Here is a 20,859-nt window from a genome sequence, read left to right on the forward strand (position 1 = left end):
GCTGCACTCTATCGGTGCTTATTGACAAGCCTCGCAATCAGGCTCGTCGATGGCGCAGGCCTTCGGCACTGGGGCCGGACCTGCCGGTGCTGCTTCGCTTGGGCGCGGCGCAGCAATGGCCGAGTCGTCCGGGCCGTGGCCACCACTGGAAACGGCGTTGAGCTTGCCGGTGGTGATGGTCGACTTCTCGGTGCTGGTCGCGGCCAGGGCACGGAGGTAGTAAGTGGTTTTCAGACCACGGTACCAGGCCATGCGGTAGGTCACGTCCAGCTTCTTGCCCGAAGCGCCGGCGATGTACAGGTTCAGCGACTGCGCCTGGTCGATCCACTTCTGGCGACGGCTGGCGGCGTCGACGATCCACTTGGTTTCGACTTCGAACGCGGTGGCGTACAGGTCTTTGAGCTCTTGCGGGATACGCTCGATCTGTTGCACGGAACCGTCGTAGTACTTCAGGTCGTTGATCATCACCGAGTCCCACAGGTCGCGGGCCTTGAGGTCGCGGACCAGGTACGGGTTGATCACGGTGAATTCGCCCGACAGGTTCGATTTCACGTACAGGTTCTGATAGGTCGGCTCGATGGACTGCGACACGCCGGTGATGTTGGCGATGGTCGCGGTCGGCGCGATGGCCATGATGTTCGAGTTACGGATACCTTTCTTGACGCGCTCGCGAACTGGCGCCCAGTCGAGGGTTTCTTTCAGATCGACATCGATGTACTTCTGGCCACGGGCTTCGATCAGGATCTGCTGCGAGTCCAGTGGCAGGATGCCCTTGCTCCACAGCGAGCCGTTGAAGGTCTCGTAGGCGCCGCGCTCGTCGGCCAGGTCGCAGGAAGCCTGGATGGCGAAGTAGCTGACCGCTTCCATCGAGGTGTCGGCGAACTGCACGGCAGCATCGGAACCGTAAGCAATGTGTTGCAGGTACAGCGCGTCCTGGAAGCCCATGATGCCCAGGCCGACCGGGCGGTGGCGCAGGTTGGAGTTACGCGCCTGCGGCACGGAGTAGTAGTTGATGTCGATCACGTTGTCGAGCATGCGCACGGCAACGTCTACGGTGCGCTTGAGCTTGGCGGTGTCGAGCTTGCCGTTAACGATGTGGTTCGGCAGGTTGATCGAGCCCAGGTTGCAGACCGCGATCTCGTCCTTGTTGGTGTTCAGGGTGATCTCGGTGCACAGGTTCGAGCTGTGGACCACGCCCACGTGCTGCTGCGGGCTGCGCAGGTTGCACGGGTCCTTGAAGGTCAGCCACGGGTGGCCGGTCTCGAACAGCATCGAGAGCATTTTGCGCCACAGGTCTTTGGCCTGGATGGTCTTGAACAGCTTGATCTTGCCAGGGTATTCGGTCAGGGCTTCGTAGTACTCGTAGCGCTCTTCGAAGGCTTTGCCGGTCAGGTCGTGCAGGTCCGGCACTTCCGATGGCGAGAACAGGGTCCACTTGCCGTCGTCGAAGACGCGCTTCATGAACAGGTCAGGGATCCAGTTGGCGGTGTTCATGTCGTGGGTACGACGACGGTCATCACCGGTGTTCTTGCGCAGCTCGATGAACTCTTCGATGTCCATGTGCCAGGTTTCCAGGTAGGCACAGACAGCGCCTTTGCGCTTGCCGCCCTGGTTGACCGCCACGGCGGTGTCGTTGACCACTTTCAGGAACGGCACGACGCCTTGTGACTTGCCGTTGGTGCCCTTGATGTAGGAGCCCAGTGCGCGTACCGGTGTCCAGTCGTTGCCCAGACCACCGGCAAACTTGGACAGCATGGCGTTGTCGTGGATCGCGTGGTAGATGCCCGACAGGTCATCCGGCACGGTGGTCAGGTAGCAGCTCGACAGCTGCGGACGCAGGGTGCCGGCGTTGAACAGGGTCGGGGTCGACGACATGTAGTCGAACGACGACAGCAGGTTGTAGAACTCGATGGCGCGGTCTTCACGCTGCTTCTCTTCGATGGCCAGGCCCATGGCCACGCGCATGAAGAACACCTGCGGCAGTTCGAAACGGATACCGTCCTTGTGGATGAAGTAGCGGTCGTACAGGGTCTGCAGGCCCAGGTAGGTGAACTGCTGGTCACGCTCGTGGTTGATCGCCTTGCCGAGTTTTTCCAGGTCGAAGCCGGCCAGTGCCGGGTCGAGCAGCTCGAACTTGATACCGGCGGCAACATAGGCCGGCAGGGCCTTGGCGTACAGGTCGGCCATTTCGTGGTGGGTGGCGCTCTCGGCCACGTCCAGGAAGCTCAGGGCTTCGGCGCGCAGGGTGTCGAGCAGCAGGCGGGCGGTCACGTACGAGTAGTTCGGCTCGCGCTCGACCAGGGTCCGGGCGGTCATTACCAGGGCGGTGTTGACGTCCTTGATGGCCACGCCGTCGTACAGGTTTTTCAGGGTGTCGTTCTGGATCAGGTTGGCGTCGACTTCGGCCAGCCCTTCACAGGCTTCGCTGACGATGGTGTGCAGGCGCGCCATGTCCAGCGGCTCAAGACTGCCATCGGCACGGGTGATGCGGATGCTTGGGTGCGGCTTGACGGCGGTGTCGGCAGCGGCGCGGCCGGCACGTTCCTTGGCGCGCGAATCACGGTAGATCACGTAGTCACGGGCAACTTTCTGCTCGCCGGCACGCATCAGCGCCAGTTCGACCTGATCCTGGATCTCTTCGATGTGGATAGTGCCGCCCGATGGCATGCGACGCTTGAAGGTGGTGGTGACCTGTTCGGTCAGGCGCGCCACGGTGTCGTGGATGCGTGACGACGCGGCGGCGGTGCCGCCTTCAACTGCAAGAAACGCCTTGGTGATGGCCACGGTGATCTTGTCGTCGGTGTAAGGAACGACAGTACCGTTACGCTTGATGACACGCAATTGACCGGGGGCAGTAGCGCTCAGGTCCTGTTGGGCCTGGGCGGGTTGCGGCGCAGCGGTCGGCTGGTTCTCGCGAGTTGTGTCTGTCTGCATGGGGGGCTCCACATTTTTAAGTATGTTCGGGCATTGCTGCCCACCGTGGCCGGCTTTTGGCCGGTTTGAGGAAGGCTGTGCGCGTTCCCCGGCTTTAAATCAAAAAGGCAGCGGGTTGGCACGCTGCCTGGAAATCTCTGGATAGTGCATATTCGATGTTGCAGGACGTGCAGTGCAGCGTGCCGATTACATCGGGCCATTCGCGCGAGCGGTTTGGCTACGGATCCTGCGTTTAGTTCAACTCCACAAATTCAAGTTAAAGGGCTTGAAAACCTGCCTCGAATTGTGTTCACGGTTTTTTGGTCCAAACCCTACATCTAGGGTCTGCCCAGGAAAGGACATACAAGATAATGCGTTTCTAGCCTCAGTTCAACGCACTGCCTGTGGATAAACTTGTGCACAGTTTGTGCATTGCAGGGTGTATAACGCGGTCCAGCCCGCAGCCTCTGTACGTTGAACCGTTGGTCGCTGTTTTTTTTCTGGCTGCACTGGCGATGGGTGCAATTTTGCGGGCGCGAACCCTATCACAAAAAAACAACTCGGCAAGTCCTCTGGCACCTCGTCTGCTACCGCCGCCACCGGGCAACTGACGCTGGGGCAAAGCCTGCGGCATTGCTACACTCGCGGCAGTGCTGAGGGAGGTTGCGCATGGCTGATGAATCCTGGCGGGTGCTGATTGTCGAAGACGACCAGCGGCTGGCCGAACTGACCCGTGATTACCTGCAAGCCAATGGCCTTGAGGTCAGCCTTGAGGGCGATGGCGCGCGGGCTGTAGCGCGGATCATCGAGATGCAGCCGGACCTGCTGATTCTCGATCTGATGCTGCCCGGCGAAGACGGCCTGAGCATTTGCGCCAGGGTCCGCCCGTACTATGCCGGGCCGATTCTGATGCTCACCGCACGGACCGATGACAGTGACCAGGTACAAGGGCTGGACACCGGGGCCGATGACTTTGTCTGCAAACCGGTGCACCCGCGGGTGCTGCTGGCGCGGGTCCATGCGCTGTTACGTCGCAGCGAGCCGACGCCGCCAAGTGCCCAGCAGCGGGTGAGTTTCGGCCCGTTGCAGGTCGACAGCGGGTTGCGCGAGGCATCGCTGCACGGCCAGCTCATCGAGTTGACTGCCGCCGAGTTCGACCTGTTGTGGCTGTTGGTCAGCAATGCCGGGCGCATTTTGTCTCGGGAAGAGATTTTCACCGCCCTGCGCGGGGTCGGCTACGACGGCCAGGACCGCTCTATCGATGTACGCATTTCCCGTATCCGCCCGCGGATCGGCGACGATCCTGAACACCCGCGGCTGATCAAGACGGTGCGCAACAAGGGGTATCTGTTCGTGGCCGAAGCGGCCCGTCAACTGACCCTGCTGAACCCCGCATGAACGCCATTTTCCTGCGTATCTATGGCGGCATGCTGGGGGTGCTGATTCTGGTGGCGCTGCTTGGCACGTTGTCGCTGCATGTGCTTAACCAGCAGCGCGGCGAGCAATACCGTGAACGCATGGCCCATGGCACCTTCGCTCTGATGGGCGACAATCTGGCGACCATGAACGATCTCCAGCGCCAGCGGGCCCTGGCGATCTGGGAGCGTCTGTTAGGTATTCCGCTGAGCCTGCAGACGCCTGACCAGGCACAACTGGACAGCAGCGCGCGCAGCCGTTTGCTGCGAGGCCAGGTGGTGGTCGAACAGACCGGGCCGCACGCGGCCAAGGTCTATCGCCAACTCAGTGTCAATGAGCCTTTATTGCTGACTGGCGAGGTGCAGCAGATCACCGAGCAGTTGGCGCGAGCCACCCTGTATTTGCTGAGCGATGAACTGGTGCGCGCGCCGGCCGCAGAGCAGCCAGCGCGTTTGCAGGCCTTGAAAGCCGACAAGGGCTTCGGTTTCGATTTGCAACTGTTGCCTCTGGACCTGGCTGACCTGGACGACGATCAGCGCCGGCGCATCTATGAAGGCGATACGGTGATGGCGCTGGGCAAGGGCGGTGATTCGATCCGGGTGCTGTCTGGCATCGTTGACACCCAATGGGTGCTGGAGCTGGGGCCGCTGTACCAGATGCGGCCATACCCGACCGACGTGCTGGTGGGCATTGCACTGTTGGGTTTGTGCTTTATCGGCCTGGTGGTTTATTGGCTGGTGCGCCGCCTGGAGCGCCGGGTGCAGGCGCTGGAGGCTGCCGCCACGCTGATCGCCCAAGGCAGTTTGCAGACCCGCGTGCCCAGCAGCGGCAACGACTCGGTCGGCAGGCTGGCCACGGCGTTCAACAGCATGGCCGAGCATTTGCAGCGCTCCCTGACCATCCAGCGGGAACTGGTGCGTGCCGTCTCGCACGAATTGCGCACACCGGTGGCGCGCCTGCGCTTTGGCCTGGAGATGGTCCAGGATGCCGAAAGCCCCGAAGCGCGACACAAATACATGATCGGCATGGACAACGACATTCAGGACCTCGACAAGCTGGTCGACGAGATGCTGACCTACGCGCGTCTGGAGCAGGGCGCGCCGACCCTGGATTTCCAGCGGGTCGATCTTGAAAGCCTGATCGATCAGGTGATTGCCGAGCTGGCGCCGCTGCGCGCCCAAGTGCGGGTCGCCCGTGGTGTCTGTCGGATCGACCCCGAGGACAGCAATGCCTGGGTCGAGGCCGAACCGCGTTATCTGCGCCGTGCCGTGCAGAACCTGGTGAGCAATGCCATGCGCCATGCCGAGTCGCGGGTCAGCATCAGTTTCCGGGTCGAGGATGGCCGCTGCCGGCTTGACGTCGAGGATGATGGCCCGGGTGTGCCGGAAAGTGCCTGGGAGCGGATCTTTACCCCCTTCATGCGTCTGGACGACAGCCGCACCCGCACCTCAGGCGGTCATGGCCTGGGGTTGTCCATCGTGCGGCGCATTATCAATTGGCATCAGGGGCGGGCCTTGATCGGCCGTAGCGAGCGGTTGGGCGGTGCCTGTTTCAGCCTGGCCTGGCCGCGCGTGCAGACCGCAGAAAAGGTCGAGCCGTGATGCTGCACGTTGCCGCTCAGCTACAGCCGTTCATGCAACATATCGTGGCCGAGGATGACCAGCGTCCGCTGTTGACGCTGGCTGAACTGCTGCAGCCGCAGCGTCTGGAGGCTCTGCTGTTGAATCTCTATGGCGCGCACTTGATGCCGCAGCAGCGAGATGTGCTGGTCTCGCAGTGGGCCAAGTACGGCTTCATGCTGGTGATCCCGCCGCTGCTGGTGGCCTCGATAACCCAGGACTGGCATTGGCCATTGGGGCTTGAGCGCGTGGCGGTGGCACTTGATGAGCGGGGTATCCCGACCGGGGTGAAGTTTCTTGCCGCAGGTGCTGTGTTAGCAGCGCCGGGTGGTGATCCTTTACAGTGCTTTGCCGACCTGCTGGATGACTTGCTGACCCCGTTGGTCAATGCCCTGAGCGCTTATGGCGGTGTGCCGCGGACGGTGTTGTGGAGCAGCGTCGGGGAAGCTCTGGAACACTGCCTGATTCGTCTTGACGCGCCGCTCGCGGAAAAAGGCTGGCCGCTACTGAGCCAGCGGCTGAAGGCTGACGGGCGTCGCAACCCGTTATACCAGACCATTGTTTATACCCCCCGCCGCCAGCGCCGCAGCTGTTGCCTGAGTCATCGGGTCGAGTGGGTCGGGCGCTGTGAGTATTGCCCGTTGCCGACGGGCTCAAAGCCGCCGTAAACCTTCGTCCTTCACGCCGCCACGGCCACCAGACTCAGCAGATGGTCGTCATGCAGGCAAAATTGCCCCTGCAGCACTGCACCGTGCTGCCATTGTTCCGACAGGTCGCACAGCAGACCGAGACGCACCCGGCCGTCAATCGACCAGTCCAGTACCTGCGCATCTTCGAAGTAGAAGCGTTTGCCAACCAGCGGATACAGCGCCTTGAACAACGCCTCCTTGATCGAAAAGGTCAGGGTCACGCACAGCGCCAGTTGCTCCTCTGGCAACTGTTGCAGACGGGCCAGTTCGTCTGCGGTAAGGATTTCTCCGGCCAGGCGGCTGGCGCGCTCATGGCTGAGCAGGCTTTCTGCATCCAGGCCCAGGCCGCGCCAGTGCGTGCGCGGTGCAACGATGGCCGCTGCCCAGCCGGTGCTGTGGGTGATCGAACCACAGACATCGGCAGGCCAGACCGGTGCGCGGTCCTCGCCGATGGCGGGCACATAGAGACGCCGGTCAAGCTGCTGCAAGGCCTGACGGGCACACAGGCGCCCAGCGAGGAATTCAGCCTGACGCTTGGCCACCGAACGCTGGATGCTGGCCGGTGGCTCGATATTGCACAGTGACCAGTCGCTGGGGGCGAGTTGCTGCGGGTCGAATGATCCGCTAATTAATACCACCCCTGATAGCGTTTCCGGCAGAGGCCAGTGCAGCGTGAGATCAGGGCAGCAGGCGGGGAGGGGCAGATGTGCAGTCATGGTCTTGTGTCGTCGGTTACGGGCGTAGGAGCGGCTTTAGCCGCGAATGGCCATATTCCATCCGCGGCTAAAGCCGCTCCTGCGGTGTTGGGGCTGTCAGCCAAAAATCTTCTTGAAGAACGTCTGCATGTCGGCCCACGAGCTTTGGTCGGCGGCTTTGTTATAGCCAATGTCCGGCCCGCCATGCTCACCGTGGCTCAGGCGGTCCGCGTCAGGATTGGTGAAGCCGTGTTTGGCGCCTTCGATGCTGACGAACTTGTAGTCGGCCTTGGCCGCGTCCATTTCCTGTTTGAAGGCCGCGACCTGTTCGGCGGTGACCATGCTGTCGCTGGCGCCATGTTCCACCAGCATGGGAACTTTGATGCCTGGCTTGGCCGGGCTCTGGGTGGCCAGGGCGCCGTGGAAGCTCACCACGCCCGCCAGCGGTTCACCACGGCGGGCGGCGTCCAGCACCACCTTGCCGCCGAAGCAGTAGCCAATGGCGGCAATTTTGGCCGGGTTGGTCTGCGGCTGTTTCTTGAGTTGCTCAAGGCCGGCGTCGAAGCGCTTGCTGGAGGCGTCGCTGTCTTTGAGCGCGGCCTGCATGAATGCCAGGGCGTCCTTGGGGTGTTCGGTGTTCTTGCCATCGCCATACATGTCGATGGCCAGCGCGCTGTAGCCCAGTTGCGCCAGGTCGCGGGCGCGGCGCTTGGCATAGTCGTTCAGCCCCCACCATTCGTGGACCACCAGAACGCCTGGGCGCTGGCCAGTGATCGCGTCATCGTAAGCGTAGTAGCCGACCAGTTGCGTACCGTCAGCACTCTGGTAATTGATCTGCTCGGTCTTTACCGCCGCCTGCGCCAGCCCGGCCAGGCCCATCAAGGTCAACGCAATCCAGACACGCATGGGCAATTCCTTTTCTGCAAGAGTGGGGGAGCGCACAGCCTAGCCGATTTGCCCGTTCAGGTGTGTCATGGGTGTGCCGCAGGTGTTCAGTCGGGGTTCAGCGCTGGCCTATTACCGTAGTCGCAGCAAGGTCGTTATGATGCCTGCCATGGAACCGGCGGTTACCGGGTGATCATGACGATCGCCGTTTTTTGTCCTGAGGGTGCAGCCGCATCCGGGAGAGCTGCATGAAGTTGTTGGTGGTCGAGGACGAGGCGCTGTTGCGCCATCACTTGTATACGCGCCTGAGCGAGGCCGGACACGTGGTGGAAGCGGTGGCCAATGCCGAGGAGGCGCTGTATCAGGTCGGGCAATTCAATCATGACCTGGCAATTATCGATCTGGGCCTGCCAGGCCTGGGCGGGCTGGATCTGATTCGTCAGTTGCGCACCCTGGGCAAGGCCTTTCCGATCCTGATCCTCACCGCGCGTGGCAACTGGCAGGACAAGGTCGAAGGCCTGGCTGCCGGCGCCGATGATTACGTGGTCAAACCCTTCCAGTTCGAAGAGCTGGAGGCGCGGCTCAATGCGTTGTTGCGCCGCTCCAGCGGTTTTATCCAGTCGACCATCACCGCCGGCCCCTTGCTGCTTGACCTCAACCGCAAGCAGGCCACCCTGCAAGAGCAGCCGCTGGCGCTGACGGCCTACGAATACCGTATCCTGGAATACCTGATGCTCCATCACCAGCAGGTGGTGCCCAAAGAGCGTTTGATGGAGCAGCTGTACCCTGACGATGATGAGCGCGATCCGAACGTGATCGAAGTGCTGGTCGGCCGCCTGCGCCGCAAGCTCGACACCGCTGCAGCGTTCAAACCCATCGAAACCGTGCGCGGCATGGGCTATCTGTTCACTGAGCGCTGCACATGATCCGTTCGCTGCGCCTGCGCTTGATGCTGGGGGCAGCGACCCTCGCGGTCATTTTTATGTTGTTGATGCTGCCGGCATTACAAAGCGCCTTTAGCCTGGCACTGCGTGGCGCCATCGAGCAGCGCCTGGCTGCCGATGTGACCACCATGATTTCCGCGGCGCGGGTCGAGAGCGGCGGTTTGATGATGCCTTCTTTATTGCCGGGCGAGCAGTTCAACCTGCCGGGCAGCCGTCTGCACGGCTATATCTTCAACCGTCAGGGCCAACTGGTCTGGCGTTCGCTGGCCAGTGAAGGCGAAGAGCTCGATTACCGCCCTGAATATGACGGCCTGGGCAGCAAGTTCAACCGGATCAAGACCGACAACGGCAACGAGTTTTTCGTCTACGACGTGGAAATCCGGCTGTTGGGCGGGCGTAATGCGGCGTTCAGCATCGTCGCCGTGCAGCCGTTGCACGGCTACCAGGAAACCGTTGGCCAATTGCGCAAAAAGCTTTATCTGGGCTTCGGTGGCGCCCTGATCGTACTGCTTGGCCTGCTGTGGCTGGGCCTGACCTGGGGCCTGAAGGCGCTCAAAGGCGTCAGCCGCGAGCTTGACCAGGTGGAAGCCGGCGAGCGGGAAAGCCTCAGCGAGAACCACCCCAGCGAACTGCTGCGCCTGACCGGCTCGCTCAACCGCCTGTTACGCAGTGAGCGTGAACAGCGGATTCGTTATCGCGACTCGCTGGGTGATCTGGCCCATAGCCTCAAAACACCGTTGACCGTCTTGCAGGGCGTCAGCGAAACCATTGCCAAGCGCCCGCAAGACCTTGAGCAGGCGCGGGTGCTGCAAACCCAGATCGAGCGCATGAGCCAGCAGATCGGCTACCAGTTGCAGCGTGCCAGCCTGCGCAAGAGCGGTCTGGTCCGGCATTACGTCGCACTGCGGCCGGTGGTCGAGAGCCTGTGCAACACCTTGCAGAAGGTTTACCGCGACAAAACGGTCAATGTCACCCTGCACTTGCCGGAGCACTGCCAGGTGCCTATGGAAGAGGCTGCCCTGATGGAGCTGCTCGGCAACCTGCTGGAGAACGCCTACCGGCTGTGCCTGGGCGAGGTGCGTATCAGTTTCATGGCGCTGGAGTCTGGCGACGAACTGTGTGTTGAAGATGACGGCCCCGGTGTGCCCGCCAGCCAGCGCGCGCGCATTCTGCAGCGCGGCGAGCGCCTGGACCGGCAGAACCCCGGGCAGGGCATTGGTCTTGCGGTGGTCAAGGACATCATCGAAAGCTACAGCGCACAATTGACCCTGGATGAGTCGCCGTTGGGCGGTGCGCTGTTTCGCATTCACTTCACCGCCGAGTGACTGGCGTATTTCCGCCAACGCTGGCATGGCAGGCCCACCGGCACTGGCCGCTCAGGCAGGCCGCGCCACAGGCAGATTGCGCTTGTCGGCCAGCAGGGCGCTGACGGGCGTGCAGCGCTAAAGCGTGCTGCTCAGGGCGCAGGCGGATACCCGCCACTGTTAAGCCGTCAACCTCTAAAACAGGCGGAAATCCGCCACCCATTTTTCTCAAGAGCATCTAGTGTCAATGCTGAGCGCCTTGTCTGGCGCGGGTTCTGCGGTAAATAACCGAACGTGGCACGGCCATTGCTATACAACCGGCAGAGGCCTGCTACGCGCAGCTCGACACAACAAATCCCTCCAGTGCAGGAGGGTTAGCGCTTTATAGGCAACACGCGCACCGGATAGTGCCGTGAAGCCCTTGAGGATAACTACAATGACGACTCGTCAGCCTATCTACAAAACCCTGTACTTCCAGGTCATCGTGGCCATCGTGATCGGTATCCTGATCGGTCACTTCTACCCGCAGACCGGCGAAGCCTTGAAGCCGCTGGGTGATGGCTTCATCAAACTGATCAAGATGGTCATCGCGCCCATCATCTTCTGTACTGTAGTGAGCGGCATCGCCGGCATGCAGAACATGAAGTCGATCGGCAAGACTGGCGGTTACGCGCTGCTGTATTTCGAAATCGTTTCGACCCTGGCCCTGATCATCGGCCTGGTCGTCGTCAACGTGGTCAAACCGGGCGTTGGCATGAACATCGACCCGACCACTCTGGACGCTTCCAAGATCGCCGCCTATGTAACGGCGAGTAAGGACCAGAGCATCGTTGGTTTCATCCTCAACGTGATTCCGAACACCATCGTCGGCGCCTTCGCCAACGGCGACATCCTGCAAGTGCTGATGTTCTCGGTGATCTTCGGTTTCGCCCTGCATCGCCTGGGTGCTTACGGTCGTCCGGTACTGGACTTCATCGATCGCTTCGCACACGTGATGTTCAACATCATCAACATGATCATGAAGCTGGCGCCTATCGGTGCGTTCGGTGCCATGGCCTTCACCATCGGTAAATACGGTGTCGGCACCCTGGTTCAGCTCGGTCAGTTGATGCTGTGCTTCTACATCACCTGCTTCCTGTTCGTGATGCTGGTCCTGGGCGGTATCTGCCGTGCCCACGGTTTCACCATCTCCAGGGTGATTCGCTACATCCGTGAAGAGCTGCTGATCGTACTGGGTACTTCCTCGTCGGAATCGGCCCTGCCACGTATGCTGATCAAGATGGAGCGCCTGGGTGCACAGAAGTCGGTCGTGGGTCTGGTTATCCCGACTGGCTACTCGTTCAACCTGGACGGCACCTCGATCTACCTGACCATGGCTGCTGTGTTCATCGCTCAGGCGACCAACACCGAAATGGACATCACCCACCAGATCACCCTGCTGCTGGTGCTGCTGCTGTCCTCCAAAGGTGCTGCTGGCGTGACCGGTAGTGGCTTCATCGTGTTGGCTGCAACCCTGTCGGCCGTAGGCCACCTGCCGGTTGCCGGTCTGGCGCTGATCCTGGGTATCGACCGCTTCATGTCCGAAGCCCGCGCCCTGACCAACCTGGTGGGTAACGCGGTTGCCACTCTGGTTGTTGCCAAGTGGGTCGGCGAGCTGGACAACGACAAACTGCAATCCGAGCTGGCCTCGGGCGGTTCGGCAATCATCGAAACCCGTCATGAAGATGACCTGGGTGTCGCTGAAGGCCCGGCTCCGGTGAGCACCACCAAGCCAACCGTCTGATCATCGATCGGATCTGAAAAAGCCCATCTTCGGATGGGCTTTTTCGTTGCTGCCGGTTCTATTCAATGCGGGTCTCGCCGCTGAACACCAGGGTCTGACGACAACGGCGACACAGGTAGCGGCGGCCCTGGACCACCATGCGATGGCGCTGTGCTGTGAACGCAAAATCGCTCTGCGGGCATGGGCAGCGGTAGATGTAACGGGTCACCTGCCGCCGCTCCACGGCATAGGTATGGCAGCGGTTGGGCGGTAGCTCATACACGCCGCGCATGATCAGTTGCCATTCCTCCCCATGGGGCTGGATCTTGCTGCCAAACAACTGATGAGCGATCAGGTGAGCCACTTCATGAGGGACGGTCTGGCGCAGGAAGTCTTCGTGGTTTTCCTGGTATAGCTTAGGGTTGAAGCGCAGCAGGTTTTCCTGCAGATGGGCAACCCCCGCCTTCTGCCCGCGCAGCTTGAAACTCACCAAGGGGCGCTTGAACGGACGTTTGAAAAAGGCTTCGGCTTTTTGATAACAGGCTTCTACGTGGGACTTCAGTAGCTCGGGCATGCGTGACGACTCTCCAGTGGCGCCCAGTATGCCGCAAGGCGGGCGCCGACTGAAAATCCCGACACTGGCTACTCGTCGGGAGGGTTACACTGCCTGTCAGGTCGTATATTGCGGCCCGGCGCCCAGTCCCCAGAGCACCACAGTAAAGGCCATGATCGCCACCAGCACCACCAGGCCTACCGACAGGATGGAGCTTGAAAACATGAAGCCCTCTTCGGCCGAGACGTTCATGAACGTTGGCAGGCCGCTGTACAGCAGATACACCGTGTAGCTGATCGCTGCAGTGCCCACTATCAGCCCCAGCCACAGGTGCGGATAAAGCGCTGCCACGCCGCCAATGAACAGCGGTGTGGCGGTGTAGGTGGCAAACGCGATACAGCGCGCCAGGCTCGGGTCGGCATCATAGGTGCGAGCCATCCAGTGGATGAAACCGCCCATGATCGCCACGCCGGCCAACAGGGTCAGGTAAGACATCATTGCCATGCCCAAGGCACTGGCCTGAGTGAGCATGACCGGCGCGCGCTCGCCGATCGTCCAGCCGACCTGCGTGGTGCCGATATAGGCGCATAACGGTGGGATCACCGCCAATAGCAGGGTGTGAGTGAGATAGATATGACGAATGCTTTCGTCTTCTGTGCGGATTTGTTGCCACTCACGCTCCGGATGGGTGAACAGACCCCAGACATGATTGATCACGGTGTCCTCCTCGCAGTTAGCGCCTGCAGTGGCATGGCGCCGCCAACCACCTGATTCAGGCCTCACATTAAAAGTATAGAAGTGCCGCACAGCCGGTGCGCTGCTGCTTAGAGCGATTGGTGATCTGCAACACGTCGTTAATGCCATGCATGGAGGTTCAATGATGCTGACGATGTGCGTAAAATGTCGGCCCTTTCGGCGGTCTTGCGCGACATTTTCCTTGTTCAGGCCCCTTTGTAGAAACCTTGCCAGCGGAAACCACCAGCATCATGGGCACTCTTTCAGTCAATCAGAACAAACTGCAGAAACGCCTGCGTCGGCTGGCCGGCGAGGCTGTCAGCGATTACAACATGATCGAGGACGGCGACAAGGTCATGGTCTGTCTGTCCGGCGGCAAGGACAGCTACACCATGCTCGACGTGCTGATGCACCTGCAGAAGGTGGCGCCGATCAAGTTCGATATCGTCGCGGTGAACATGGACCAGAAGCAGCCCGGCTTTCCCGAGCATGTGTTGCCGGCTTATCTGGAAACCCTGGGCATCGAGTATCACATTGTCGAGAAAGACACCTACTCGGTGGTCAAGGAACTGGTGCCGGAGGGCAAAACCACCTGCTCGCTGTGCTCGCGCCTGCGTCGCGGCACGCTGTACACCTTTGCCGATGAAATCGGCGCGACCAAGATGGCCTTGGGGCATCACCGCGACGACATCGTCGAGACGTTCTTCCTCAACATGTTCTTCAACGCCTCGCTCAAGGCCATGCCGCCCAAGCTGCGCTCCGACGACGGCCGTAATGTGGTGATCCGCCCTCTGGCTTACTGCCATGAGAAGGACATTCAGGCCTATTCGAACTTCAAGGGCTTCCCGATCATCCCGTGCAACCTGTGTGGTTCTCAGGAAAACCTGCAACGCCAGGTGGTCAAGGACATGCTTCAGGATTGGGAGCGCAAGACCCCGGGCCGGGTCGAGAACATCTTCCGTGCCCTGCAGAACGTTCAGCCTTCGCAACTGGCCGACCGCAACCTGTTCGACTTCAGCAGCCTGCGCATGGACGAAAGCGCGGCGTCGCGCTTCGTCAATGTGGTCAATCTCTGAGCCGACTCAGTGGTTGACGGTATAGGCCAGCATCGCTGACAACTGACACAGTGGCCGGCCACTCTCGGCCTGCCACTGGTTGAATGCGGCCTGGACAATGGCCATGTCGCGTTTGCTGGACGGCACCTTGTCGACAATGTCCTGCGCATTGAGGGCAGCGACCACATCGTTGCTCGGCACGAAGGTGTCCTTGCCGATCATGCGCAGAAAGCGCGGCGCCGACAAACCGCCCATCTGGCTGCCATGCTTGCTCAGGTACTGCCACAGCCCGGTAATGTCCTCCACCGGCCATTGGGCGATGAAGTTGCCGAAGCTGCCGTGCTCTTGAGCGATATCCAGTACCAATTGGGCATTGCGTGGCACGCTTTTGAGCTTGCCGAGGTGGCGAATGATGCGGGTGTCCTGCATCAGCCGCTCCAGATGGTCGGCGCCCATCAGCACCACCTTTTCCGGGTCAAAACCGAAAAACACCTGCTCAAAGGCCGGCCACTTGGCATCGACCAGGCTGTGCTTGAGCCCGGCGCGAAACACCCGCAGGGCCAGGGTCGACAGGTAGCGGTCATCGCCGATGGCCTTTAATTGCTCTGGCGTTCTGGGCTGCGGCAATTGCGCCTCAAGCGCCTTGGCCGAGCCAAAGCGGTTCAGGCAATACTCATGGAGCCATTTGTAGTCTTGCATTCGAACTCCAGGCTTATAGATTTGCGGGTTTGGCCTTCTACGCCGCGCTCAGCAACGACGCGGTCCGCGCCAGGCGTTGGCCCAGGGCGCGGCACAGTTCGATCTCGTGTTTGTCCAGCGGACGTTTGCCGTCGGGGCCGGCGTGATGGCTGGCGCCGTACGGTGTGCCGCCACCGGCGGTTTCCAGCAGCGCCGACTCGCTGTAGGGCAGGCCGGTGATCAGCATGCCGTGGTGCAGCAGCGGCAGCAGCATCGACATCAAAGTGGTTTCCTGGCCGCCGTGCAGGCTGGCGGTGGAGGTAAACACACTGGCGGGTTTGCCGACCAGCGCACCGGTCAGCCACAGATTGCTGGTGCCGTCGAGAAAGTACTTGAGCGGCGCAGCCATGTTGCCGAAGCGCGTCGGGCTGCCGAGGGCCAGGCCTGCGCACTGTTTGAGATCGTCCAGAGTGGCATAAGGCGCGCCGCTTTCCGGGATATCCGGGGCGCTGGCTTCGCAGTCGGCCGACACCGCCGGTACGGTGCGCAGCCGTGCTTCCAGCCCGCCCATCTCGATACCGCGGGCAATTTGCCGGGCCATCTCGCTGGTCGAACCATTACGGCTGTAGAACAACACCAGAATGTAAGGTGCACTCACGGCAGCAACTCCAGCAGCTTTTCGGTGGGGCGACCAATTGCCGCACGATCACCGGCGACCAGAATCGGTCGTTCGATCAATTTCGGGTGGCTGGCCATGGCGCCAATCAACTGCTCATCGCTCAACGCCGGGTCGGCCAGGTTCAGCTCCTTGTATTCGTCTTCACCGCTGCGCAGCAGCTGGCGCGGGGCGATTCCCAGCTTGCCGAGCAGGTCGCGCAACTGCGCTGCATCGGGCGGGGTTTGCAAATAAAGGACTACTTCAGGAGTCAGGCCGCGGGCTTGCAGCAGCTCCAGCGCCGCGCGGGATTTTGAGCAACGCGGGTTGTGATAAAGCTTCAGATCAGTCATTTGCGGGTCGCATCTTGTAGAGTGTGGCGCGTATTCTAACTGCGCGGTGTGCTGGATCGACATATACAGTGCCGATTGCACGCATCAAGTGTCATATGAGTTTGGTTTGACGAAAGAAGGAAAGTTTCGATGGCAAGGCGATTAGTGGCAACGTTGGCACTGCTCGGCAGTATCTTGCTCAGTGGTTGTGGTATGGACCTGGGCACTGACCAGAATGGTCAGAAAGTGACCAGTGAGCGCATCGACAAGCACTGGCTGGTGATCAATTACTGGGCTGAATGGTGCGGGCCGTGCCGGGTCGAGATCCCGGAACTGAACCACCTGGCCGAACAGCTCAAGGACCAGAAGGTCACCGTATTGGGGGTCAACTTCGATAACCTGCAAGGCGATGAGCTGAAAAAGGCTTCCGATGCATTGGGCATCAAGTTCACCGTACTGGCTCAGGACCCGGCCGAGCGCTATGAATTCCCGCCTGCCGAAGCCCTGCCGGTGACCTACATCATCGATGACAAAGGCAAACTGCGTGAGCAGTTGCTGGGCGAACAGACCGCCGCCGGCCTGACCGCCAAACTCAAGGCGCTGCGCGGCGAGGGCTGACGCTGCTGCGCGGTTATTCTTGCCAGAACCGCAGCGGTTTGCCCTCTGCCGGCCACAACCGCAACTGGTTGATCGGCGAGATATCCCAGCGCTGCACTTTGGGCAAGGTTTCGAGAAAGCGCTGTTCCTGCTCCATCAGCGCTTCGACGCACAGTTTGCGGGTCTTGCCGATCCGCTCGAAGCTGATCAGTTGGCCTTGCAGCGTGTAGGCGGCGAACCAGTGGTTGCAACCGGCGTTGCCATACGCCCGACCGTCAGCGCCCAGGGTCATGGTCATGCGGCTGCGATCAACCAGCGGGCGCTCGCCGATCCACTCCAGCACGTAACTCTGCTCCTGCTGAATCAGCACTGGCTCACTGGCACAGCCGGTCAGCAGCAAGGCACCGATCAGGCTTGCTAACCCTCGGCGTTTCATGCCGGCTGGGCCTGGCATTTACGGCAGGTGTGTTTGTCGCCGTCAGTCTTCCAGCCCAGTTCGGCGATGCGCGCAACGGCCGCCGGTTTCTGAGCCTTGGTGCCCAGTTTGCTTTCCACCGAAAACTCGAACTTCAGCTCGCTGTTGCAGCTGTCGCAATGCACCGCCCACTCATGGATCGCCAGTTCGTCGAACACTGGGCCGTTGGCCACCGCGACCCACTGGCCGGGCGGGTTGATCAGGTGGCGGACCTTTTCCACTGTCAGGCGCATGTACAGGCTCTTGCTGCCTTTAAGGGTGACCAGCAGTTGGTCGTCGCCTTGAATCGAGCCGCCGTTACCGGTGACCTGGTAGCGGCCGGGTGCCAGAGTGCGGCACTCGGTGAGGGTGTGTTGCGGGTTGAGCATGCTGTAGCGAAAATCGTGTTCGGCCATGAGTCCTCCAAAATGCCCGCTATGGTATCAGGCTAAGCGCGTGCGCTCACGCGGTGACTCGCGCTTCGGTCGCCAGGCGGGCAATGGCTTTGTCAAGGTCGTCCAGGGCGTCGCTGGCCTGCGGGGCATTTTGCTTGAGCAGGGTCTCTGCCCGCTGGCAGGCGGCGCGTAGCTGCGGCACACCGCAGTACCGGGTCGCACCATGCAGCCTGTGGATGCGCTCGATCATCGCCTGGATATCGGCAGCGCTGCGGGCCGTGCGAATCGCTTCGCGATCGGCGTCCAGCGAGGCCAGCAACATGGCCAGCATGTCGGCGGCCAGGTCAGCTTTGCCGGCCGCCAGGCGCAGGCCTTCTTCCGGGTCCAGAACCAGCGGCCCGACATGACTCTGCTCGGCGTCCAGTGGCGACTCCGGCACCGGCGTACGCAGCGCCAGACCGGTCCATTTGAGCACCACTTGAGCCAGTTGCCGCTCGCTGATCGGCTTGGTCAGGTAGTCGTCCATACCGCTTTGCAGCAACGAGCGTTTCTCGTTGGCCATGGCGTGGGCGGTGAGGGCCACAATCGGCATCGGGCTGTTCTGCCGCTCTTCTTCCCAGTCACGAATTGTCTCGGTGGCCTGGCGACCATCCATGCCGGGCATCTGCACGTCCATCAGCACCAGGTCGAAGCTCTGTTCCTGCACGGCCTGGACGGCGGCGTAGCCACTGTCCACCGCCACCACCTTGGCGCCCATGTCTTCCAGCAGGGTCTGTACCAGTAACAGGTTGGCAGGGTTATCGTCCACACAGAGGATGCGGGGTGCCCGGCTGGGCAACTGAATACTGTTTTCGGTACGGATTGCGCGCGGGGCAATCAACTCTGACAGCCCGCGACGCAGCTTGCGGTCACAGGCAGGCTTGGCCTGCAACTGGGTATATACATCCGGGACTGACTGCTGGAACAGCAACTGCTCGGTGGTCGGGCACAGCACCAGCACCTTGCAGTCGAGGTTTTCCAGCTCCCAGATTGACTGGCGCAGACGTTCCGGAGGCATCTCGTAGCTGGTCACGCCGATCACTGCCAGTTCAATGCGCGCTGGCGTTTCATGGGCGACCGTCACACCGTTGATCAGGCTTTCCAGGTTCTTGAACAGCAGAGGCTCCAGGCCGCAATCCTCTAGCTGATGCTCCAGTGCCTGACGCGCCAGCTCATGGTGCTCCAGAACCGCCACCCGCACGCCTTGCAGCGGTTGCGGCATCGGGTCTTCGGAGTCGTCGCGGGCCTTGGGCAGTTTCAGGCTGATCCAGAACTCCGAGCCGACGCCAGGGGTGCTGTCTACCCCGATCTCGCCGCCCATCTGCTCGATCAGGCGTTTTGAAATCACTAGCCCCAGACCGGTGCCGCCTGGCTGGCGCGACAGCGAATTGTCGGCCTGGCTGAAGGCCTGGAACAGCGCGCGCAGGTCCTGGCTGGACAGCCCGACTCCGGTGTCCTGGACGCTGATGCGCAGTTGCGCGCTGTCTTCGGTCTCTTCCTCGACCATGGCGCGGGCAACAATGGTGCCTTCGCGGGTGAACTTGATCGCGTTGCTCACCAGGTTGGTGAGAATCTGTTTGAGGCGCAGCGGGTCGCCGATCAGGGCCGCCGGCGTGTCGCGGTACACCAGGCTGACCAGTTCCAGCTGCTTGGCATGCGCCGCCGGAGCGAGAATGGTCAAGGTGTCTTGCAACAGGTCGCGCAGGTTGAAGGCGATGGTGTCGAGGACCAGCTTGCCGGCCTCGATCTTGGAGAAGTCGAGAATCTCGTTGATGATGCTCAACAGGCTGTCGGCGGACTTTTCGATGGTGTTGAGGTAGTCGATCTGACGTGGCGTCAGTTCGCTTTTCTGCAATAGATGTGTAAAACCGACGATGCCATTGAGCGGCGTACGGATTTCATGGCTCATGTTGGCCAGAAACTCCGACTTGATACGGCTTGCCTCCAGCGCCTCTTTGCGCGCCAGGTCCAGTTCGATGTTTTGAATCTCGATGGTTTCGAGGTTCAGGCGCACGTCTTCGGTCGCCTGATCGATGCTCTGCTGCAGTTCTTCGCGGGCATTTTGCAGCGTCGAGGCCATGCGGTTGATGCCCGACGCCAGTTCGTCGAGCTCATGGCTGCCCAGTGGCGGCAGGCGGGTTTCCAGATGACCTTCCTTGAGCAGGCTGACCGCATGCTTGATGCGCCCCAGCGGCTGGTTGATGCTGCGGCTCATGCGCAGCGCCAGTGCGGCGGTGACGCCCAGCCCGAGGAGGATTAGCAGCAGGCTGGCGAACAGGCTGCGATAGCCGCGCAACAGCGTGCCGTTATGGGAAATCTCCAGTTCGACCCAGCCCAGCAGACGGTCGGCCTCTTCAGGGATGACAGCGCTGGTCAGATGCCGCTGGTTGCCGAACACCGGCAATAGATAGCGGGTGGCATCGCTGCCGGTGCGATTGAGCAATTGGGTGCCCTGACCGGTGGGCGCGGGATTGATCATGCTCGGGCCGGCATGCGCCAGTGCATTACGATCGGCATCCAGGAACGTCACCGAGCGCACGTCGTCTTCTTCCAGCGACTGGGTGGCGATGCGGCTGAGAATGGCTTTGTCTTTATGCCCCAGCGCGGTAGCGGCCAGCGGTACCAGTTGGCGGGTGATCATTTCGCCGCGCACCAGTAGCTGGCTTTGCAGCTCGTACAACTGCATCCATGTGAAATAGCCGCCCAGCACCACAGCCATCAGGCTGGTGGGCAAAATGGTCAACAGCAGAACCCGGCTCTTGATACCCAGCTTGGTCAGCACACACGCTCTCCTGCAACCCGGAAGGTGTCCCGGAAGGTCCTTTATTTGTCACCCCTGAACAGTGACACACCAGTGTAGCCATTGGCTGCCAGACATATTACATCCTTAACTGCCTGCGGCGGCGCACGGCGTCACCATCCCCGGTGGCAGGGGCAATCAGCCGCCCGTTGGTCATTGTGGAGCGGCCTTGGCATTATTGACAGGCTTGGCGCGAGCGCAACGGGCTGGGCAGCCGCACGCCAGCAGCGCAGCCCGCCAGGCAAGGCGTGCCGGCAAGTCTCTTATTCTTTTTGGTGATAAATGCCTCACTTTGCGTGATATGGGCTTTGGGCGTTTGCCGGTATGATAGGCGCCCCC

Annotated in this window: 19 protein-coding genes; 8 read left to right on the forward strand and 11 right to left on the reverse strand. The window is 61.2% G+C overall.

Translation table 11 applies throughout. The features are described 5' to 3' along the window. Positions 1-18 precede the first annotated feature (18 nt). Positions 19-2,934: a ribonucleoside-diphosphate reductase subunit alpha gene (locus tag NRB16_RS16195; protein WP_253140678.1), complete on the reverse strand. Its 2,916-nt coding sequence runs from the start codon at positions 2,932-2,934 to the stop codon at positions 19-21. Positions 2,935-3,582: 648 nt separating this feature from the next. Here NRB16_RS16195 and NRB16_RS16200 point away from each other — a divergent pair. The 3 genes from NRB16_RS16200 to fhuF are packed head-to-tail and all read left to right on the forward strand — an operon-like array spanning position 3,583 to position 6,616. Then, positions 3,583-4,311 carry a response regulator transcription factor gene (locus NRB16_RS16200; protein WP_045482199.1) on the forward strand — a complete coding sequence of 243 codons (729 nt, stop codon included), beginning with the start codon at positions 3,583-3,585 and terminating at the stop codon, positions 4,309-4,311. After that, entirely contained in the window at positions 4,308-5,930 is a 1,623-nt protein-coding gene (locus NRB16_RS16205; protein WP_045482196.1) for an ATP-binding protein, read from the forward strand. The genes NRB16_RS16200 and NRB16_RS16205 overlap by 4 nt, the downstream gene beginning before the upstream one ends. Continuing rightward, positions 5,876-6,616, forward strand: a complete 741-nt coding sequence (gene fhuF, locus NRB16_RS16210; protein ID WP_373568474.1) for a siderophore-iron reductase FhuF — start codon at positions 5,876-5,878, stop codon at positions 6,614-6,616. The genes NRB16_RS16205 and fhuF overlap by 55 nt, the downstream gene beginning before the upstream one ends. An 11-nt stretch (positions 6,617-6,627) precedes the next feature. On the opposite strand, the gene NRB16_RS16215 is transcribed toward fhuF, so the two are convergent. Both NRB16_RS16215 and NRB16_RS16220 read right to left on the reverse strand, forming a co-directional pair. Continuing rightward, complete coding sequence (locus NRB16_RS16215; RefSeq protein WP_257106508.1) at positions 6,628-7,353, reverse strand: 4'-phosphopantetheinyl transferase; 726 nt, start codon at positions 7,351-7,353, stop codon at positions 6,628-6,630. Between the two features lie 96 nt (positions 7,354-7,449). Further along, entirely contained in the window at positions 7,450-8,238 is a 789-nt protein-coding gene (locus NRB16_RS16220; protein WP_045482186.1) for a dienelactone hydrolase family protein, read from the reverse strand. Between the two features lie 227 nt (positions 8,239-8,465). On the opposite strand from NRB16_RS16220, the gene NRB16_RS16225 reads away from it, so the two are divergent. From NRB16_RS16225 to NRB16_RS16235, 3 genes are all read left to right on the forward strand, one after another. After that, positions 8,466-9,143: a response regulator gene (locus NRB16_RS16225; RefSeq protein ID WP_045482183.1), complete on the forward strand. Its 678-nt coding sequence runs from the start codon at positions 8,466-8,468 to the stop codon at positions 9,141-9,143. Next, on the forward strand, positions 9,140-10,486 hold the full coding sequence (locus tag NRB16_RS16230) for an ATP-binding protein (protein WP_257106509.1): 1,347 nt from the start codon (positions 9,140-9,142) through the stop codon (positions 10,484-10,486). Before NRB16_RS16225 ends, NRB16_RS16230 begins: the two co-directional genes overlap by 4 nt. A 415-nt stretch (positions 10,487-10,901) precedes the next feature. Then, the gene (locus NRB16_RS16235; RefSeq protein WP_045482177.1) at positions 10,902-12,248 is read left to right on the forward strand and encodes a dicarboxylate/amino acid:cation symporter; all 1,347 of its coding nucleotides are present in this window, start codon (positions 10,902-10,904) and stop codon (positions 12,246-12,248) included. Between the two features lie 58 nt (positions 12,249-12,306). On the opposite strand, the gene NRB16_RS16240 is transcribed toward NRB16_RS16235, so the two are convergent. Further along, on the reverse strand, positions 12,307-12,801 hold the full coding sequence (locus tag NRB16_RS16240) for a SprT family zinc-dependent metalloprotease (RefSeq protein ID WP_257106510.1): 495 nt from the start codon (positions 12,799-12,801) through the stop codon (positions 12,307-12,309). Positions 12,802-12,897: 96 nt separating this feature from the next. Further along, the gene (locus NRB16_RS16245; RefSeq protein ID WP_045482171.1) at positions 12,898-13,497 is read right to left on the reverse strand and encodes a Yip1 family protein; all 600 of its coding nucleotides are present in this window, start codon (positions 13,495-13,497) and stop codon (positions 12,898-12,900) included. Between the two features lie 269 nt (positions 13,498-13,766). On the opposite strand from NRB16_RS16245, the gene ttcA reads away from it, so the two are divergent. Further along, positions 13,767-14,591, forward strand: a complete 825-nt coding sequence (gene ttcA / locus NRB16_RS16250) for a tRNA 2-thiocytidine(32) synthetase TtcA (RefSeq protein WP_045482168.1) — start codon at positions 13,767-13,769, stop codon at positions 14,589-14,591. A 6-nt stretch (positions 14,592-14,597) separates the two neighbouring features. Here ttcA and NRB16_RS16255 read toward each other — a convergent pair whose 3' ends face one another. From NRB16_RS16255 to arsC, 3 genes are read right to left on the reverse strand one after another with little or no spacing between them, the layout of a single operon-like run. After that, positions 14,598-15,269, reverse strand: a complete 672-nt coding sequence (locus NRB16_RS16255) for a DNA-3-methyladenine glycosylase I (protein WP_253115054.1) — start codon at positions 15,267-15,269, stop codon at positions 14,598-14,600. 37 nt (positions 15,270-15,306) lie between these two features. Beyond that, complete coding sequence (gene wrbA, locus NRB16_RS16260; RefSeq protein WP_253140687.1) at positions 15,307-15,906, reverse strand: NAD(P)H:quinone oxidoreductase; 600 nt, start codon at positions 15,904-15,906, stop codon at positions 15,307-15,309. Then, the gene (arsC, locus tag NRB16_RS16265; protein ID WP_045482160.1) at positions 15,903-16,256 is read right to left on the reverse strand and encodes an arsenate reductase (glutaredoxin); all 354 of its coding nucleotides are present in this window, start codon (positions 16,254-16,256) and stop codon (positions 15,903-15,905) included. The genes wrbA and arsC overlap by 4 nt, the downstream gene beginning before the upstream one ends. Positions 16,257-16,385: 129 nt before the next feature. Between arsC and NRB16_RS16270 the strand changes: the two genes are divergently transcribed. Further along, a complete protein-coding gene (locus NRB16_RS16270; RefSeq protein WP_253140688.1) occupies positions 16,386-16,853 on the forward strand; it encodes a TlpA disulfide reductase family protein in 468 nt (155 codons plus the stop codon). 13 nt (positions 16,854-16,866) lie between these two features. On the opposite strand, the gene NRB16_RS16275 is transcribed toward NRB16_RS16270, so the two are convergent. The 3 genes from NRB16_RS16275 to NRB16_RS16285 are packed head-to-tail and all read right to left on the reverse strand — an operon-like array spanning position 16,867 to position 20,502. Further along, on the reverse strand, positions 16,867-17,268 hold the full coding sequence (locus NRB16_RS16275; RefSeq protein ID WP_045493696.1) for an META domain-containing protein: 402 nt from the start codon (positions 17,266-17,268) through the stop codon (positions 16,867-16,869). Continuing rightward, the gene (locus NRB16_RS16280) at positions 17,265-17,702 is read right to left on the reverse strand and encodes a hypothetical protein (RefSeq protein WP_045482155.1); all 438 of its coding nucleotides are present in this window, start codon (positions 17,700-17,702) and stop codon (positions 17,265-17,267) included. The genes NRB16_RS16275 and NRB16_RS16280 overlap by 4 nt, the downstream gene beginning before the upstream one ends. Positions 17,703-17,748: 46 nt before the next feature. Continuing rightward, positions 17,749-20,502 carry a response regulator gene (locus tag NRB16_RS16285; RefSeq protein WP_045482152.1) on the reverse strand — a complete coding sequence of 918 codons (2,754 nt, stop codon included), beginning with the start codon at positions 20,500-20,502 and terminating at the stop codon, positions 17,749-17,751. Positions 20,503-20,859: the final 357 nt, after the last annotated feature.

The sequence above is a fragment of the Pseudomonas sp. LJDD11 genome (assembly GCF_024584215.1).
In the GTDB taxonomy this organism is placed as follows: domain Bacteria; phylum Pseudomonadota; class Gammaproteobacteria; order Pseudomonadales; family Pseudomonadaceae; genus Aquipseudomonas.

Bases quoted from the DNA above. Each gene is read 5' to 3' on its own strand.
- NRB16_RS16225 (WP_045482183.1), top strand. From the start codon at position 8,466: ATGAAGTTGTTGGTGGTCGAGGACGAGGCGCTGTTGCGCCATCACTTG.
- arsC (WP_045482160.1), bottom strand. From the start codon at position 16,256: ATGACTGATCTGAAGCTTTATCACAACCCGCGTTGCTCAAAATCCCGC.
- NRB16_RS16220 (WP_045482186.1), bottom strand. From the start codon at position 8,238: ATGCGTGTCTGGATTGCGTTGACCTTGATGGGCCTGGCCGGGCTGGCG.
- NRB16_RS16255 (WP_253115054.1), bottom strand. From the start codon at position 15,269: ATGCAAGACTACAAATGGCTCCATGAGTATTGCCTGAACCGCTTTGGC.
- NRB16_RS16280 (WP_045482155.1), bottom strand. From the start codon at position 17,702: ATGGCCGAACACGATTTTCGCTACAGCATGCTCAACCCGCAACACACC.
- NRB16_RS16230 (WP_257106509.1), top strand. From the start codon at position 9,140: ATGATCCGTTCGCTGCGCCTGCGCTTGATGCTGGGGGCAGCGACCCTC.
- NRB16_RS16270 (WP_253140688.1), top strand. From the start codon at position 16,386: ATGGCAAGGCGATTAGTGGCAACGTTGGCACTGCTCGGCAGTATCTTG.
- NRB16_RS16205 (WP_045482196.1), top strand. From the start codon at position 4,308: ATGAACGCCATTTTCCTGCGTATCTATGGCGGCATGCTGGGGGTGCTG.
- ttcA (WP_045482168.1), top strand. From the start codon at position 13,767: ATGGGCACTCTTTCAGTCAATCAGAACAAACTGCAGAAACGCCTGCGT.
- NRB16_RS16215 (WP_257106508.1), bottom strand. From the start codon at position 7,353: ATGACTGCACATCTGCCCCTCCCCGCCTGCTGCCCTGATCTCACGCTG.
- NRB16_RS16240 (WP_257106510.1), bottom strand. From the start codon at position 12,801: ATGCCCGAGCTACTGAAGTCCCACGTAGAAGCCTGTTATCAAAAAGCC.
- NRB16_RS16200 (WP_045482199.1), top strand. From the start codon at position 3,583: ATGGCTGATGAATCCTGGCGGGTGCTGATTGTCGAAGACGACCAGCGG.
- NRB16_RS16275 (WP_045493696.1), bottom strand. From the start codon at position 17,268: ATGAAACGCCGAGGGTTAGCAAGCCTGATCGGTGCCTTGCTGCTGACC.
- NRB16_RS16195 (WP_253140678.1), bottom strand. From the start codon at position 2,934: ATGCAGACAGACACAACTCGCGAGAACCAGCCGACCGCTGCGCCGCAA.
- NRB16_RS16235 (WP_045482177.1), top strand. From the start codon at position 10,902: ATGACGACTCGTCAGCCTATCTACAAAACCCTGTACTTCCAGGTCATC.